This is a genomic window from Cytobacillus gottheilii, assembly GCF_018582665.1.
Taxonomy (GTDB): domain Bacteria; phylum Bacillota; class Bacilli; order Bacillales; family Cytobacillaceae; genus Cytobacillus; species Cytobacillus gottheilii.
On the sequence record NZ_CP071709.1, the window covers coordinates 1307479 to 1324391 of the forward strand.

Sequence of the window (16913 nt, forward strand, 5' to 3'; positions counted from 1 at the left end):
AGATGACATACGGTAATGAACTTAAGTCCGATCATAGGCTTTCGGGGGTGATTCCATCCAGCCGTGATCAATGAGAATGTTTGCCCCATCATCAACAAACAATCCAACATTCATGAGGTTTCGCCCATACATTAAAGCGATATCCCTTCGTCCATTTACTGCTATAGAGTTCGCAAATGATCTTATTTTAATAGAAAACATATCTACCTTATGAAAGAGCATAATTTTATCTGAAAAAGGCGGGTATGTGGATGTTGTAACTAAATGATCAAGATGAGATGGTGTCTGCAGATTTTCAACATGCAGTTTCTCCATGAATTGCTTCACTGATTTTTCGGTCATGTCTAACCCGCGTTTAAACAAAGCTTTAATCTTTTCATCTCTAACCACCTGGTAAAACCCTAATAATAATGTTTTGCTTGTTGTGTTATTTTCAATATTGTCATAAAGGTGAGAGATTTCTAAAGCATGAAGAGGTCGTATGTCTCCGATAAAACCTGCCAAGTAATTTTGTTTATGAATAAAATCGTTGCTTTCTGGAATAGGAATAATAGGCGGTTTTGCTATTAATTTTTTTTCAGCTAAGACGGTATTAATTTGATCTAATAACGCCACGGCACAATTGTTGCAATAAGTAAAAAACTGATTGATATCTTTCCTCATAATTAAAGGAATCGCAACGGCATAAATGCTCATTCCCGCCTTGGAAGCATATTTCAGGTAGTGAACATAAAATGTATCATCATAAAGCCTCGGAGCACCATAGTTAACGTCATCTTCTGTAAATCCTTTCGGGATCGGGAAATGACTTTTCTTAAAAAAATATTCGATCCGCTCCATGAAATCCTTCGTCAAAGCAATTCCATTTTCCAGCAGAATTTTAATATCTTCATCGTCACAATGGTGAAGAAAATAAGTGAGGATTTGCTGAGACATGCTGTTGCCTGTATAAGTAGCCCAAAGCTTACCCATTTCAACCGCTGTTAAAGGTGCATTTTCACTTAATGAGTCTGAACTTAAATGAATAGGCTTTAAAATATCCATTGGATTTAAATCCATAATAAATCCCCTTTTGTAGATTTTTTGTTAGGATTACCGATGGATTATTATTTATTCCTGTAGCTTCCTTTACCTTTAAAAATTTTATATACTTTCCTGTATTTGCAAACCTTAGTGCCATTATTCTTATATGTAGCAAGCACGTGTCCCTTCGAAAATTCTATATCCTTATACCCTCAGCTTCCAAGCTGGTATCAACGAATTGAATTTAAAAAAGTAGCTCATAATGACATGAATAACTGTATATAATGCCAAAGTTGTCATGTAGGTAATGAGCCAGATATGAAAGGGTTCTTTCAGAAATAAGTAGAGCAGGGTCATGCCAACTGGAAATGGAACGAGAACAATTAACCAAATCGGTGCTCCAAGCTTTTCAGTTATGGAACCTAAGGATACGACGGAAGCGCCAATAATAATAGCCGCTAATATCGTGATGCTATTTTTCAAAAGGATGCTTCCAATAAAATAAGATGAAGCAGTAAGAAAAATGGCTAGAAGAAAGTTAAAGAAATAAGTCATATAATCACCTCGAAAATAATGATATGTAAATTTTACCATAAAAATCAAGGTGGAATTGTATCGGTACTGTAAATTTACGATAAAAAAGAGTCCTCTCAGACTCTTCATTTTCTATTCTTTTCAGTTAAATAACTACGGTTTTCCGACAAAGTAAGTGATATGCTGAAAACGAATATGATAATTCAAATGGTCAATGGTCAGTTGAATATGATCAATAGCCACCCCGGTTAATATGCCTTCTAGTTTTTCATTAATTGTCACCACTTTAATTTTTCTTCCGATATTCATAAGCAGGTGATCTAAAAATACAGGCTCTGTACTCATGGTTGAGTTTGGTGATAATTGATTCATTATAACTGGAAGGTTGTTTGAATATTTATATTGTCCGGGCGGTACGCTTTCGGTTTGGTTTCGATATAAATAAGGATACAAGCCATATTCCCCCTTTTTTATTACTTTATGTAAAGAGGAGTATAAACCGTGCCTGTCACAACTTTAAACTAAGCTTATTTAATTACTTTATCTAATGCTGGCAGAAGTTCGTTAAAAAAGGGCTTGACGACAAAGTCTTTTGCTCCATTTTGAAGAGCTTCAATGATTATTTTTGATTGGCCCATCGCTGAGCAAATGATTACATTTGCGCGGGAATCAATCCGCCTAATTTCTTTTAAAGCAGTCATTCCGTTAATTCCATCCATTGTTAAGTCAAGCAAGACAATATCAGGTGACATTCTTTTAAATAACTTAATGGCTTCTTTTCCATTTGCAGCTTCTCCAATGACAGTATAACGGTCACTTGAAATTGCTTTTTTAAGCAGCTGGCGCATAAACATTGAGTCATCAGCAATTAATACTTTATAATGCATCATTTCTTTTTACTCCTTTTTTACAAGATCAGTCATCTTGGTAACCCGGCTGCCTTAGCAAATCTGTGCCTTAGGTCCGTGGCTTTGCGTCTTTTACTTTCGTAAAATTTGCCGTTATAGGTATTTTAGCACGTGTTTTCCATTTCGACAATTTGCGACTTTTTTCTTATTACGAATATTTGAAAAGATTTGCCTTCAGTTAAAATAAAAAAAGCCGTCTATCGACAGCCTTTAAAAATCAGCAAAGAGCATGAGTTACTTCAATGGTATTATTCTTAGGAGAGTTTACTTTATCCGAAACGACAAAAGCATCCATGTGGTTATCCTCAAAGGGGACAAGGAGTTTGTTTAGTTCAGTGGCATTCCTATTGTTTGGGTTTAGCCATGTTTTTTCATCCTCTGGATTAAGGATCACAGGCATGCGTTCATGAATCTCTCTCATAAACGGGTTGGAGGCTGTTGTAATAATTGTGCAGGAATAAACGGGTGCTCCTTCAGGAGAAATCCAGCGTTCCCAGAGCCCGCACATGCCAAACAGGTTATCTGATTTTAACTTTATTCTCATCGGAACTTTTGTTGTACTTGTTTTTTTCCATTCATAAAAGGAATCGGCAATAATGAGGCAGCGGCGCTTTTCGTAAGCAGCTCGAAAGCTTTGTTTCTCTGTCAGGGTTTCTGCGCGGGCGTTCGTCATTTTATAGCCGATTTTCACATCTTTTGCCCAGGGAGGAATAAGTCCCCATTTTAAATAGCCCAGACGATTTTTTTCTCCGTCGTTAATGACAGCCAGCACTTCATGAGATGGCGCAATATTATAGCTGCGTATGTATTGTGCTTCATCAATGGCCGCTTCGATATCAAAGCGATCAATTATTTCCTCATAATCAGAAAATAAGGTGAATCTTCCGCACATATCTATTTCCACACTCCTTATCGTTGAATAGGATAGTTACATTTGTTTACGGAGGGAAGAAGACATTGTTTCATAATTTTTAAGGGATGTTTTTTATTTTGGATAATAAATCAAAGGTTCCGTAAGATCTTCATATCCACTTCTTTTATAAAATTCGATGGCTTCATCACTTGGCCAAACAAGCACAAATTCATATTTGTTTTCCTTGGTCCAATCATGGATAGCATGTAAGAGTTTGCTGCCAATTCCCTTTTGCCGATATTCTGGAAGTGTATATACATTTGTCATATAGGCGAAAGGGTACGTGATTCTCCCTGGACGGGGAACCTTGTGGATGCATTCAATATAAATATGAGAAAGAATTTTCCCCTGCTCCTCTGCAATCCAAATAAACCACTGCTGATTGAGGAGTGCTCTTTCTAAAAAGGAGCGGCATTCAGTCTCAAATTCCTGAAAGGATGAGCTTTTTTTGCTTTCATCATGTTCAATAGTGAAGTCCCATCTCATTTGAATTAACTGTTGGATATCATCTGCATCAGCTAGTCTGATTCTCATTGTATTCTCCTTTCTTGTTGAAAAAATTATTCTACAAGCTGAGATGAATATCCTTTAAAAAAACAGCCAAGGTTATTAACCCTGGCTGTTTAGTTCATATGGCTGTATGATTTTTGGCTGGATACTGCTTTTATTGCCGATCATAATTCCGGCTAAGATGATTAATACACCCGTCCATTGCAGGAAGCCGACATGTTCTGATAAGACCGCTGCTGATAATACCACTGCAACGGGCAGTTCGGATGCCGTTAAAATCGTTCCCAGACCTGGTCCTACATGCGGCATGCCAATAGAAAATAGCAGCGGCGGCAGTACGACCCCAAATATACCTAGTAAAAGTCCATATGGAGCTAAACTAAACAAAACGGGTGGATCGAATATAAAGAGCGGCGGAAATAAAATAAATACCGTAATCATGCTGCCTGTTGCCAATAAGGCACTTTTCTGAATGGCAGGCAACTCCTTGCCAACAACTCCGCTAAGAAAGATGAATAATGAGAATGTCACGGCAGATAACAGTCCCCACATAGCACCTTCTCCTGAAATGGACTGAATGTTCCCTGAGATTAGTCCAGCAGCTAAAAGCGATCCTGCAAGCAAAATAATGATAGATATAACTTTTAATTTTGAAGGTTTTCGTTTATAAACGATCCATTCAATTAATGTGCCAATCCATATAAATTGGAATAAGAAAATAATCGCGAGTGAAGCGTTAACTGTCTGCAGACATTGATAGTAAAAAACGCCTGTTAATCCGGTCGGAATGCCAGCACCCAGTATTTTACCTGCTTGAAGCATGGTAATTTTTATTTTTTTTGCAAATAATGCGATAGACCAGATAATGACAGTGCCAAAGAATACTTGGCTCCCAGACACCTGCGGCATCGTAAAGCCTGCTGCATAGGCAAGCTTAACAAATGTAGACAGAATGCCGAAGCTGCAGCCTCCCAGGAAAACGAGTAAAGCATAATGCCAGCTTTTCATATAAATCTCCTTCTTTCCAGTAAAATAAAAAAGCCACACAATTGCCTGTTAGACAATTGTGTGGCGAAAAGTAGAGTATCCTCTAGAAAAATCCACAAACAAATAATTTTAGTATGAAATTACCGTTAAGTATCATAGCGCAATTTAAACATTAATTCAAGTGGTTATGAACTTTTTTTATATTACAGAAAGTGAAAAAGAGGAAAACAGAAGAAAGGCTCAAAGTAGACGTTCATTTTAGTAAATGCAGCTAAAACTCTGTCTGTGTCCTTTCTATGACTAGCCAATCGGCAAATTTTCTTAATTATCAGGGCTATCAAGTGCCATTTCAATAATGGAAATGATAAGTGCGAGAACCATTCCTGTTACAGCAGCAATTTCAATAGAGTCCATTAGTAAATTGATAACAGATATGATTGCCCAGTTGATCAGAAAGGAAAAAAGAAGTATGCCGGCACTAAATGAAAATTTCCCCGTTATTCCTGCTGCTTTCATTAAAATATTAAAAGCCTTTAGAACGATATCACCAATAATGCCAAGCAGAAAATAAAAGAGAACGAAAAGGAATAGGGAAAAAAGGGATTCATAATGAATACCCAGGATATTAAACAGCCCTAATATACCAAAATAATAACCAGCGACCACAAAACCAATGGCACCAAGCAATAATAAGCTCATTGTAACGATTATAAAAAACTTCGTAGATTTTGATTCTTCTTTAAAAGGGCGGTTTGGCTCTGACATCGAAACATCCTTTTTGTTAAGATCATATTTTTAAATAATATACGGAAAAAGGTGTCAATTGGTTTCATTAGACTGTAATACTTTGTACGACTAGCGGTTATTTTTTATACCAGGAATCATCTATCCAAATAAAAACCATTCAACCCGACGATTGAATGGTCAAAAACTTCTTATGCTTTTACGTCGATTGTGCCGCCGAGATTTGGATGCGGGGCTTCAATCATTTTCAGCAGCTGGGCACTGTTGCCCTCAGCTGTGTCTAATGCCTTTTTGGTTAAGAGAATGCCTGCTGACTGGGATGCGGATGATTGACTTAAGGCCATAGATAATGCTGCGATATCCAAAATTTTCACCCCTTTCTCTTGTATCGGAAAGGGAGAAGAAAAATGAAGGAAAAAATGCAAAAAAAAAGCACAGAGCCCAAGTGACTCTGTGAATAGGAATAAGATCAATGGCTTACCAACCAAATCTTATACGTAAACTATACTTGAAAAAGCGACAAATTTCTACTGGTAATTGTCGGTATTTGTCGTATTGTGTCGAAATGTGAAATAGTATTGATAAATCTAACTCCACTTATTTTTTATTTACCCAGAATCAGATGTTTTTATTACAGGAAATTACTGCTATATAATAAAGGCAATGAAGAGGTTTTAAACAGAAGGAGGAGTCATAATTGGAACAGCGTGTAGCAGATTTAGGCAAGGGAGTTTATATAATAGACTTAAATGACTTAAACCAGTGGGGTAGAACAGGAGCATACGTGTTAACTGGAGGGGACATCACAATTATTGAAACAAGTGCAAGTCCTTCTATCCCATTTTTAAAGCAGGGGTTAAACGAATTAGGGATTGGTTTAGAAGATGTGAAAAATATCATTGTAACACATATTCATTTGGATCACGCCGGAGGTACGGGTCTCTTTTTGCAGAACTGCCCAAATGCCACAGTATATGTGCATCCGCGCGGCAAGCGCCATTTAGCTGACCCCGAACGCTTAATTAAGGGAGCTAAGGCAGTCTATGGTGATGACTTTGATCGTCTTTTCGATCCAATTGTACCAATTGATGAACAAAGGCTGATCAGTAAAAACGATGGAGAAACTTTGGATATTGGCAATGGCAGAACGCTTACGTTCTACGATACACCAGGACATGCAAAGCATCATTTTTCCATTCACGATTCTCTCAGTAATGGTATTTTTACTGGAGATACAATTGGTGTATGTTACCCGCAGCTTTTGAAAAAAGGATTGGAGCTATATTTGCCATCAACATCGCCAAGCCAATTTAATGAGGAAGATATGCTGCGTTCTGCTGAGCGCTTTCAGGCGCTTAAACCAGAACGGATTTATTTTGGTCATTATAGTATGACGGAAAATCCGCAAAATGTGTTCCAGCAAATAGCTTATTGGCTGCCGCAGTTTATGGAATTAGGGAAAAGGGTAATGACGGAAAATCCTGAAATAGATTTCCCGGGAAAAACAAATCTTCTGTCTGAAAAAATGCTGGAGCTTGTTACGGATGAAATCGCACAAAAAGAGGTTTCAATACAGTCTGAGGTTCTGCGTTTATTAAAATTAGATATGGATGTAAGCGCAATGGGAATCATTGAACGATTGAGTAAGGCACAATAGTTGCTAACTGCGAACAGATGAATGGCTACTGTGATGAAAGTATGACTATACTTAATGAATATCCAATTATGCAGGTACTCCAATCGCGGAGGTGAGATTATGGAAATGAATGATATACTAAATCATTTGCGAGAAAGAACGCCTGTTATTCTTGGCAGTGAGAAATTCTATAAATATTCCGTTCTGCTGCCACTAGTGAAAAAAGAGGATGGTTTGCATATTTTATTTGAGGTGCGCTCATTAAAAATGAGAAGGCAGCCTGGGGAAATTTGTTTTCCGGGCGGTAGAGCTGATTCTGCTGATCGAGATGAGGCTTACACAGCCATACGTGAAACATCTGAAGAGCTGGGGATCGAGGAAAGCTCGATCACTAATATTTTTCCGCTGGATTATATGATTTCTCCTTTTGGTACCATTATTTATCCTTATGCTGGTTTTATTGATCTTACTTCAACTGTCTTAAGTCCTAACCATCTTGAGGTGGAAGAGGTCTTTACAGTGCCCCTGCAAAAACTGCAGGAGCTAAAGCCGAAGGTATATAAAGTGAATTTCCGGGTGGAGCCTGAAGCCAGCTTTCCGTTCTCTTCCATAGCAGGCGGAGAGAATTATGACTGGCAAACACGGGCCATGGATGAGTATTTTTATTATTGGGACGATAAAGTGATTTGGGGATTAACGGCGAGAATTCTGCACCATTTCCTGGAGATCATTTAAAAGAGCCAGTAAAAAGGGGGGGAGTGATATGCTTCCCCTAGTTTTGAGTTGGAGCGTAAATAATGAGGCAGCTTCTCTTCATAAATAAACGGAGAAATTCCGGTTAAACGCAGAATGGAGCTCATCTTGGGGTAAATAAGCGGAGATTTTCCGGTTATGCTTAGAAAAAACCGTTATTTTCATATAATTTTGGGGAATAGTCGGAATTTCTCCTTCTATTTTTGCTGTTTTCAGTGCTTTTTCTCAAATAAGGGAAATTTCTCCGCTTATATTCATCAAAAGCTAACCAAACAACAGCAGCCATGAAAAAAAGGCTTAGTCAAGTCTCTAAGCCTTTTGATAATGCAATTTTGTAACCTCATGAGACTGTCTATGCTGTACCGTTCAGCACCTCACAAGTAAATCTGTTAGTCTTATTGAGATGGTGTCTTTGTCTGCTGTGTTTGAAGAATTGTACCGTTTAATAAATCCTTCATTTGTACGGTTACAATTTTAGCGCCGATTTGGACGTGGACCATGTTATCAAAAACAGCAGTCACTAACCCATTTAATGATACATTTGTTCCAATGTTTACATTTTTCTTTTCGGATTTATTTAATTTGCTGTTTGTCATCATCGCACCATCCATTCTATGAGTTTATAAAGTAAGGGTAAAATAAATAACAGCAATATTCTTATACAAGAAATATTTCCTGTTTATAGTAAAATAAACTTATATTTTAAAAAAGTCCAGCTAACTGCCTGTTTTTTTTATCGACAATTTTTTGACAAACCAGTATGAAATAAAGATCCTTAAAACACTATATGTAGAAGCGTTATACAATTTGCTGAAAGATGTTTGAAAATGAAAGCTGAGGGGGAGATTTTAAATGAGTAAAGTAATTGGCTTTATAGGATGCGGCAAAATGGCACAGGCCATAATAGGTGGAATTCTGTCAGCTGACGGTGCTGATCACAAACAAATCCTATTTAGTGCAAAATCACATAAGACAAAAGAGCATGTACAAGAGACTTATAGGATTATGGCGAAGGAGAACAAAGAAGTTGCTGCACAGTCAGACATTCTATTTCTTGCCATCAAGCCGGATTTGCATGGAAGTATTATTGAAGAAGTGAAGGATGTCATTCGACCTGAAACCATCATTGTGACAATGGCTGCAGGAATTACATTGCCTTATGTACAAGAAGCATTTGGATTTAATGTAAAGGCAATACGTACTATGCCAAACACACCATCCATGGTTGGAGAAGGAATGACAGCAATGACACGCAATGAATATGTAAATGATGATGAAGCGGAAGAAGTGAAAAAGCTGCTTTCTTCATTTGGCAAGGTGGAAGAAATAGAAGAAAACCTAATGGACACTGTACCTGCAATCAGCGGTTCTTCTCCAGCTTATGTTTATATGTTCATTGAAGCACTTGCTGATGGCGGTGTAAGAGGCGGTTTGCCTAGAGACCAGTCTTATAAAATGGCAGCACAGGCTGTTCTCGGTGCAGCAAAAATGGTATTGGAAACAGGAATGCATCCGGGCCAGTTAAAAGATCAGGTTTGTACACCAGGAGGAGCAACGATCGAAGCAGTAGCAGAGCTTGAGCAGAATCAATTCAAAGGGGCTGTGCTATCTGCTATGGAAGCATGTATGAATAAGACAAAAGGAATGTCAGAATAAAAGGAGAATGTATTTGCATTTCAGCTAATACAATACAGTAAAGTTGGGTTTATAGCGAATTTGTCCAGTTTTTTTGGCTGACTGATTTGCTCATTCTTATAATTCCGACTTGACTGATCAGATTACATGTTTTATAGTTAATCAGTATTTGAGGTACATATTAATAGGAGGTGTGAAGATGGAGACAGGTTTATTAATTTTGAATATTGCTATTATGCTATTGCTTATTTTCGCTTTATTTTACATGCAAAAGAAACATGTTTCTTTCTCAAAGAGAGTTTTTACCGCTTTAGGTTTAGGAATTCTGTTTGGTTTTATTTTGCAATTCGCCTATGGAGCAGGTTCAGATATTATTGCTCAAAGTGCAGACTGGTTTAATATTGTCGGGAATGGTTATGTAAATTTCCTGCAGATGATTGTTATGCCGCTTGTATTTATCTCCATTTTGGCTGCTTTTACTAAATTAAAACTGACCAATAACATAGGGAAAATCAGTGTGCTGATCCTAGGATTGCTTGTTGGAACGACAGCAGTTGCTGCAGCAGTTGGCATTGGATCTGCTTTTGGATTCGGACTTGAAGCTGGTCAAATTACAGCAGGTGATGCTGAGACAGCACGCGGAACGATGCTGGAAGAACGTTCAGTGGAAATGGAAGGAAATACTCTGCCGCAGCAGATTCTAGAATTGCTTCCGGCTAACCCGTTTTCTGATTTAACTGGAGCAAGATCCACTTCAACAATTGGTGTTGTTATCTTTGCAGCCTTTTTAGGAATTGCTTATTTAGGAGTTAGAAGAAAAACACCTGAGCATGCAGAGTTATTTGCTAAGATTGTAGATGCGTTCTATGCGGTAATTATGCGAGTAGTTACGCTGATTCTCCGATTAACTCCATATGGCGTGCTTGCGATTATGACCAGAACGGTTGCAACAAGTAACTTTGATGCCATTCTCAGTCTCGGTAAGTTTGTGATTGCTTCATATGTTGCTTTAGCGGTTATGTTTATTATTCACTTATTGTTAATCACGTTTGCGGGCTTAAACCCATTGACTTATCTAAAGAAGGCATTCCCAGTTTTAACATTTGCGTTTACTTCTAGAACAAGTGCTGGTGCACTTCCATTAAACATTAAAACTCAAAAATCTTTAGGTGTTTCTGAAGGTGTCGCCAACTTTGCCGGCTCATTTGGATTATCAATCGGCCAAAATGGCTGTGCTGGAATTTACCCAGCGATGCTTGCCATTATGATTGCGCCAACAGTTGGAATCGATCCATTTACACCTGGATTTATTTTTACAGTCATTCTGATCGTGGCACTATGTTCGTTTGGTGTAGCAGGCGTCGGCGGCGGAGCAACATTCGCAGCCATCCTCGTTCTTTCAGCACTAGACTTGCCAGTTGCTTTAGCGGGTCTTCTTATTTCCGTTGAGCCTCTTATCGACATGGGCCGTACAGCTGTCAACGTAAGCGGATCAATGACATCAGGTATTCTTACAAGCCGAATTACTGGTGACATTGACAGCAGCACATACAACGATATGAATGCAAAAATTGAAGCAGAAGCATAAGAAGACAAAAAACGTCCCAGCCTAATCTGGGGCGTTTTTTTACTGATGTTTTCAAACAGTATAATTAGCAGCACTGGAAAGAATTATGTCTTCGCACATAGGCCCTGCCAATCAGCAAGCTATTTCTAACATTTTGGGACACACGCCAAAATGTTTTTTTATTTTAGCAGCATTTGAGAAACAAAGAGTTACAATTTTTAGACTCATTTTATGTTTTTGAGACTGCTATATATCTCTTATTTTTAAAAAAATTTAAAGTTTTTCTATTTACTCCTATAATAATTATTGTCACTGTGAGGATGTTTTATTGAATGCGTATAGAAGGAATGTCGAAATATCTGTTCAGTAAAATCCTTTTCTTTGAGTCATTTCAATGTGGCTATGTTTTTATCTTGTATTCTCTAAATAACCTTTTTAAAACGCGTGGAATGAAGCGGAGGGCACTCGACTCCGGAGGGCAATAGAGGAAAGGCTGAGACCCCGCAGGCGTGCCGTGGAGGCTCAGCTTCCTCCCCTCGGAAAGCGAGTGTCTGCAGCGCAATGGAACAATTACTTCTTATTGCTCAACTAATTATGAAATCGAAGAATTCAATATTAGGTGTAAAGTCCTCATTTATTGTCGATAAAAAAACATTCCAAATCACTTTTCTGAAATAATAAGAATAGTTACTATATTTAAAAAATATTGACTATTTTGTTAACTTGAAAATATAATGAAAACGAAACTTGAGTTTCATTTTTTGAACAGAAATCACCTCATGCATTTCAGGAAAGGGGGAGCGAAAGATCGAGCAAAATATCAAAGCGGTTGAAAAGGCATTTCAGCTGCTCGAACTCATTGTTGAGCATCCACGAAGTTTTATGGACCTAATTACCCTGATGAAAAGCAACAAAGCAACCATCCACCGTTATGTTTCCACCTTAGAGTCACTTCAGTACATCGAAAAAAATGAAAACGATGATTATCAAATTTCTTACAAATTCCAAACGTTAGGCACCAAAGTATTTTTCGAACTAAAACTGTTTGATATGGTCAAACATCAGTTGGAAGAACTTTCGGTCAAAGTAAATGAAAGCGCTATTATTTCTACTTATCGCCATGATACGGTCTTTTATTTAGGCAAAGTTGAAAGCCCGTCCGCACTGCGCATTGTAGTGGATTCAGGGAAAACAGCACCGTTATATTGTGTTGCGAGCGGCAAGCTTTATTTATCCCATTTAAGTGAAACGGAACTGGAAGATTACTTGTTGAGGCAAAAGCTATCGAAAATAACAGATAATACGATTACAGATCAAAACGTCTTCAGAGAAGAAATCAGGAAAATCAGAAGCCAAGGCTATGCGGTGGACCATGAAGAATGGGAGGAATATTTGCGGGGAATTGCTGTCCCAATTTATGATCACACCGGAAAAATTGTTGCATCTTTGTCTATCGCGGGGGTTTCTTATCGATTCACTCCGGAGAAAGTGGAGTTTGCTGTATCAGAATCGTTGATTGTAGCAGGAAAAATTTCCAATCTATTAGGCTATAAAACAAGGAGGAGTATCGGGAAATGAAAAATAAGAAGAGGTTTTTATTTATTTTTGTAAGCGTTATCTTTTCGCTGATTTTAAGCGGATGCGGAAGTGAATCAAGTGCAGGCAGCAGTAATGATAAGCATAATTTAAAAATGTCTGTGACGGTAAGTGACAGCTCTACCTGGTATAAGGCGGCTGAAAAGTTTGCAGAGGAAGTAGAAGCTGAGACAGATGGCCGGATTACCATTGATATCTTTGCGAATGAACAGCTTTCAGGCGGAGATTCCGGCAAGGCTGTAGAGTCATTGGCAAAGGGGACAATTGATTTAACATACAATTCAACGATCATCTATTCAATCCTGAATGAAAAGCTTGGCGTGTTAAGTGCACCATTTTTATTCAGCGATCTGGACGAAGTGGATGAGAAGCTAAATGGACCTGGCGGTGAAGAGATTAAAAAGATTCTTAGAGATTTTGGAGTCGAGCCTCTGGGCTTTGGGCAAAACGGTTTCCGTCAATTAACTAACAGCACGAAGGAAATTACCTCACCAGATGATTTAGCCGGATTAAAAGTTAGAATTCCCGGAATTAAAATGTACACAGATTTATGGACTGAGTTTGGCGCTAACCCTTCTACAATGACATTCTCTGAAGTCTTTACTTCCCTGCAGTCTGGAACGATTGATGGGCAGGAAAATCCAATTGACGTTATTCATTCGTCAAAGCTGAATGAAGTACAGGATTATATGACAATGTGGAATTATTCTTACGATCCGCTCGTTCTTGGAATGAATAAAAAGTTATTTGATTCTTTAAGTGAAAGTGATCAGGAAATTATTCAGACAGCAGCAGCTAATGCTAACGAGTTTCAGATTGCTGAAGCTAGAAAGCTTGAGGAAGAGCAAATTAAAAGCCTAGAAGAAGCTGGAATGCAATTGTATTACCCATCAGAGGAAGAAATTAATCAGTTTAAAGAAGCAGCTCAGCCAATTTATGACCAATATGAGTCTATCTGGGGAGAGGATCTTTTGAAAGCCTTTCAGGAAAATGAATAGAAGGATGTGTGAGTCATGTCTACACTGCTGGCTAAGGTTGAAAATGGCGTCTTAATCTTAAGTGCATCCATCATGTGTTTAATTGCTTTCTTAAATGTCATTTCAAGATACTTTTTTGGCAATTCACTCGCTTTTACAGAAGAAATCACGATTAATTTGTTTGTTCTGCTAACTTTTGTTGGAGCAGCTGTAGGAGTGAGAGAGAAGGCACACCTTGGTTTTACGCTCGTATTTGATAAAGTGAATGAGTCATTAAAAAAGGCACTTGTTCTGTTTTCAGGATTGATCGTTATCATTGTGTTTGCGTTATGTGCTTATTATGGAGCGATGATGGTTCAGTTTCAAATGATGACGAATCAGATGACACCTGCTTTAGGGTGGTCACAATGGGTATTTACAATCGGCTTTCCTGCTGGCTGTGTGTTATGTGTCATTCGGGCGATTGAATCCATGGTAAAAGAGTTAAAAATTTTAAAAACAGAAAGTGACTGATGGAAATGGAAGCGATTATTCTTTTTGGTTTGTTTTTTCTGCTGCTGCTCCTTAGAGTGCCGATTGCTATTTCACTGGCAGCAGCATCCATCGTGACATTAATAACCTCTATGGGTTTCTCATCCATCGAAATTGCAGCAGATATTATGTACACCAGTGTAGCGAAGTTTACGCTTCTTGCGATTCCGTTCTTTGTTATTGCTGGCGTCATTATGGAATATGCGGGAATTTCAAAGCGCCTGATCCATTTGGCTGATGTCTTTGTGGGACATCGAAAAAGCGGCATTATTCTTGTCACTGTCATGACGGCGATCTTTTTTGCCGCTATATCAGGATCCGGGCCAGCGACGGTAGCCGCAATTGGCGGTATTTTAACACCTGCACTAGTTAAGAACGGCATGAAAAAGGAGTCAGCAGCTGCACTCCTGGCAAGTTCAGGCTCAATTGGCATTATCATTCCGCCAAGTATCGCACTCATTGTCTTTGCGGTCGTAGCTGGCGATCAAATTGCTGTTTCGATTGGAAGACTGTTCATTGCTGGAATTATCCCGGGTATTCTTTTAGGAATAGCGCTTATCGCAGCGGCTTTATATGTAAAGAAAAAAGATATGAGTGAAAGGGCCTTAACAGATTCAGAGAAACATATTGAACAGGAAATCTCTGCAGCCGCAGAAAAGGTTCCATTACCAGAAAAAATGAAAGCGCTTTATGATGCGATTTGGGGATTGCTTATTCCCATCATTATACTAGGCGGAATTTACGGTGGAATTTTTACTCCGACTGAATCCGCTGTAGTTGCAGTCTTTTATGGATTATTTGTGGGCGTGTTTGTCTATAAAGAGCTGAAGCTGAAGGATGTTAAAAAAATCCTCATTGCTTCTTCCGTTCAGACTGCCACAGTCATGTTTATTGTAAGTGCAGCATCTGTTTTTGCTTATTTAATTACGACAGAGCAGATTGCACAGCAGATCGCTGATGGATTGTTAGGGCTCACTGATAATAAGTATATTATTCTCTTGCTGATTAATCTTCTTTTACTTATTGCTGGAGCTTTTATGGATGCTATTTCTGCTTTCTATATTTTTGTTCCAATTCTTTTGCCGGTTATGCTGTTTTTAGATGTCGATCCAACTGTATTTGGACTTATGATGACTGTCAATCTTGCCATTGGTTTGTTTACACCGCCGGTTGGCGTCAATCTCTACGTTGCTTCTGGGCAGGCAAATGTTACCTTGAATCAGATAACAAAGAGAATCATCCCATTTTTTATCGCATCAGTTGCTGTACTGCTTCTGATCACATATATCCCGGCAATTACAACATTTTTACCGGATTTATTAGGAGTTAAATAGGAGGTTTTTTAGATGAAAGTTAAAGATTGTGTAGCGATTGTAACGGGTGCGTCAAGAGGAATTGGGGCAGGATGTGCGAAAGTATTGGCGCGGGAAGGTGCACATGTAGTTCTTGTCGATTTAATGCCAAGTGAGGAAACAAAAGCAGAAATTAAAGAATTAAATCCTGCTGTGCAGGTATTTTCATATGAAGTGGATATAAGAGATCAATCTGCCATTCAAAATCTGGTTAAAGATGTGCATGAGAAATTAGGAAGGATAGATATCCTAGTTAACAATGCCGGAACATGCAGCAGACTGGATTTAGAAGAAATGACCGAAGAGATGTGGGACCGTGATATGGATACGAACTTAAAAGCAACTTTTTTCCTGACACAGGCCGTGATCTATCCGTATATGAAGGAGCAGCAGTATGGGCGGATTGTCAATATTAGTTCAATTTCGGGCTTAGTTGGCGGACATATTTCAAGCTACGAGCCAGGCAGTACGAAAGGAAGATCCGGCCCTGGCTATGCGGCTTCTAAGGGTGGTGTAATTGCTTTTACGAAATGGGTTGCTAAAGAAGTGGGACCGCTTGGTATTGTCTGCAACAGCATTGCTCCAGGAGCAGTTGAAACAGCCATTACTAAAGGGATGGCCTATAACCTGGACAGTCAGGTTGTCAAAAGAATGGGCACACCTGATGATATCGGCGAAGCAGTTTTATATCTTTCTTCAAAAGAAGCAGGGTACACGACGGGTCAGGTTCTAAAGGTATGCGGGGGCGCTGCCATTGGTTAAAGTACCTGTTCAGCGCACATCACGATCTGTATTTGATCAAAAAAGAGGCATCATAATGGGCTATCTTGCTCCTGGAGAAGATTTGCTGGGCGGATTAAAAAAGGTTTGTGAACGGCATGGAGTAAAATCAGGCTCGATTTCATGCATTGGCTCGCTTTCAAATATAGAGATCGTGCAATTGGATTATAACGATGGAGAAATGGCATATTCAAAACCGATTCAATGGAACACCCCTGTTGAATTGCTTTCAGGCAATGGGTTTATTGGGGTAGATGAACAAGGAGATCTTGATATTCATTTTCACGGTGTCTTTGTAGATCATCGCAAAAATGTCTCTGGCGGGCACTTCTTAGAAGGAAAAACAATCGTAGCGATTACGCTCGAGTTCACCATTATAGTGGCTGAAGGCATTCAGCCTGTAAGAGAGACCTATCAGCCATCAGGGTTTTCACTGTTTAACTTTTATGATGAAAGTGAGGCGTAAT

The 16913-nt window shown here is 38.7% G+C and carries 20 protein-coding genes and 1 riboswitch; of the genes, 10 read left to right on the plus strand and 10 right to left on the minus strand.

Annotated features, from left to right (window positions below; translation table 11 throughout):
* Positions 1-21: 21 nt before the first annotated feature.
* The 9 genes from J1899_RS06450 to J1899_RS06490 all read right to left on the minus strand — a co-directional run bounded on the left by J1899_RS06450 (position 22) and on the right by J1899_RS06490 (position 5984).
* A complete protein-coding gene (locus J1899_RS06450) occupies positions 22-1059 on the minus strand; it encodes a DUF3231 family protein (RefSeq protein WP_246586604.1) in 1038 nt (345 codons plus the stop codon).
* A 168-nt stretch (positions 1060-1227) separates the two neighbouring features.
* Entirely contained in the window at positions 1228-1506 is a 279-nt protein-coding gene (locus J1899_RS06455; RefSeq protein WP_246586605.1) for a hypothetical protein, read from the minus strand.
* A gap of 204 nt (positions 1507-1710) precedes the next feature.
* Positions 1711-2010, minus strand: a complete 300-nt coding sequence (locus J1899_RS06460) for a DUF2642 domain-containing protein (RefSeq protein WP_066448144.1) — start codon at positions 2008-2010, stop codon at positions 1711-1713.
* Between the two features lie 74 nt (positions 2011-2084).
* A complete protein-coding gene (locus tag J1899_RS06465; RefSeq protein WP_306806928.1) occupies positions 2085-2447 on the minus strand; it encodes a response regulator in 363 nt (120 codons plus the stop codon).
* Between the two features lie 33 nt (positions 2448-2480).
* Positions 2481-2567: riboswitch (cyclic di-GMP riboswitch) on the minus strand.
* A 115-nt stretch (positions 2568-2682) separates the two neighbouring features.
* Positions 2683-3357 carry an SOS response-associated peptidase gene (locus tag J1899_RS06470; RefSeq protein WP_214478782.1) on the minus strand — a complete coding sequence of 225 codons (675 nt, stop codon included), beginning with the start codon at positions 3355-3357 and terminating at the stop codon, positions 2683-2685.
* Between the two features lie 93 nt (positions 3358-3450).
* The gene (locus tag J1899_RS06475; protein WP_066448141.1) at positions 3451-3912 is read right to left on the minus strand and encodes a GNAT family N-acetyltransferase; all 462 of its coding nucleotides are present in this window, start codon (positions 3910-3912) and stop codon (positions 3451-3453) included.
* 75 nt (positions 3913-3987) lie between these two features.
* Complete coding sequence (locus J1899_RS06480; protein WP_214478117.1) at positions 3988-4896, minus strand: EamA family transporter; 909 nt, start codon at positions 4894-4896, stop codon at positions 3988-3990.
* Positions 4897-5196: 300 nt separating this feature from the next.
* Positions 5197-5640 carry a YrvL family regulatory protein gene (locus J1899_RS06485; protein WP_214478118.1) on the minus strand — a complete coding sequence of 148 codons (444 nt, stop codon included), beginning with the start codon at positions 5638-5640 and terminating at the stop codon, positions 5197-5199.
* Between the two features lie 170 nt (positions 5641-5810).
* Positions 5811-5984 carry a YjfB family protein gene (locus J1899_RS06490; protein ID WP_214478119.1) on the minus strand — a complete coding sequence of 58 codons (174 nt, stop codon included), beginning with the start codon at positions 5982-5984 and terminating at the stop codon, positions 5811-5813.
* Between the two features lie 332 nt (positions 5985-6316).
* On the opposite strand from J1899_RS06490, the gene J1899_RS06495 reads away from it, so the two are divergent.
* Positions 6317-7276, plus strand: coding sequence for an MBL fold metallo-hydrolase (locus tag J1899_RS06495; protein WP_214478120.1), 960 nt, complete (start codon positions 6317-6319; stop codon positions 7274-7276).
* 99 nt (positions 7277-7375) lie between these two features.
* The gene (locus tag J1899_RS06500; RefSeq protein WP_214478121.1) at positions 7376-7990 is read left to right on the plus strand and encodes an NUDIX hydrolase; all 615 of its coding nucleotides are present in this window, start codon (positions 7376-7378) and stop codon (positions 7988-7990) included.
* 413 nt (positions 7991-8403) lie between these two features.
* Here J1899_RS06500 and J1899_RS06505 read toward each other — a convergent pair whose 3' ends face one another.
* The gene (locus J1899_RS06505) at positions 8404-8607 is read right to left on the minus strand and encodes a hypothetical protein (RefSeq protein WP_246586606.1); all 204 of its coding nucleotides are present in this window, start codon (positions 8605-8607) and stop codon (positions 8404-8406) included.
* 253 nt (positions 8608-8860) lie between these two features.
* On the opposite strand from J1899_RS06505, the gene proC reads away from it, so the two are divergent.
* The 8 genes from proC to J1899_RS06545 all read left to right on the plus strand — a co-directional run bounded on the left by proC (position 8861) and on the right by J1899_RS06545 (position 16912).
* Positions 8861-9664, plus strand: coding sequence for a pyrroline-5-carboxylate reductase (gene proC / locus J1899_RS06510; RefSeq protein WP_214478122.1), 804 nt, complete (start codon positions 8861-8863; stop codon positions 9662-9664).
* Positions 9665-9842: 178 nt separating this feature from the next.
* On the plus strand, positions 9843-11231 hold the full coding sequence (locus tag J1899_RS06515) for an L-cystine transporter (protein WP_214478123.1): 1389 nt from the start codon (positions 9843-9845) through the stop codon (positions 11229-11231).
* Between the two features lie 798 nt (positions 11232-12029).
* Complete coding sequence (locus tag J1899_RS06520; protein WP_281420732.1) at positions 12030-12788, plus strand: IclR family transcriptional regulator; 759 nt, start codon at positions 12030-12032, stop codon at positions 12786-12788.
* Positions 12785-13804 carry a DctP family TRAP transporter solute-binding subunit gene (locus J1899_RS06525; RefSeq protein WP_214478125.1) on the plus strand — a complete coding sequence of 340 codons (1020 nt, stop codon included), beginning with the start codon at positions 12785-12787 and terminating at the stop codon, positions 13802-13804. The genes J1899_RS06520 and J1899_RS06525 overlap by 4 nt, the downstream gene beginning before the upstream one ends.
* A 15-nt stretch (positions 13805-13819) precedes the next feature.
* Complete coding sequence (locus J1899_RS06530) at positions 13820-14296, plus strand: TRAP transporter small permease (RefSeq protein WP_214478126.1); 477 nt, start codon at positions 13820-13822, stop codon at positions 14294-14296.
* Between the two features lie 5 nt (positions 14297-14301).
* Positions 14302-15648, plus strand: coding sequence for a TRAP transporter large permease (locus J1899_RS06535; RefSeq protein ID WP_214478783.1), 1347 nt, complete (start codon positions 14302-14304; stop codon positions 15646-15648).
* A gap of 12 nt (positions 15649-15660) precedes the next feature.
* The gene (locus J1899_RS06540) at positions 15661-16428 is read left to right on the plus strand and encodes an SDR family NAD(P)-dependent oxidoreductase (RefSeq protein ID WP_066448110.1); all 768 of its coding nucleotides are present in this window, start codon (positions 15661-15663) and stop codon (positions 16426-16428) included.
* Entirely contained in the window at positions 16421-16912 is a 492-nt protein-coding gene (locus J1899_RS06545) for a PPC domain-containing DNA-binding protein (protein ID WP_066448101.1), read from the plus strand. Before J1899_RS06540 ends, J1899_RS06545 begins: the two co-directional genes overlap by 8 nt.
* Position 16913 lies beyond the last annotated feature (1 nt).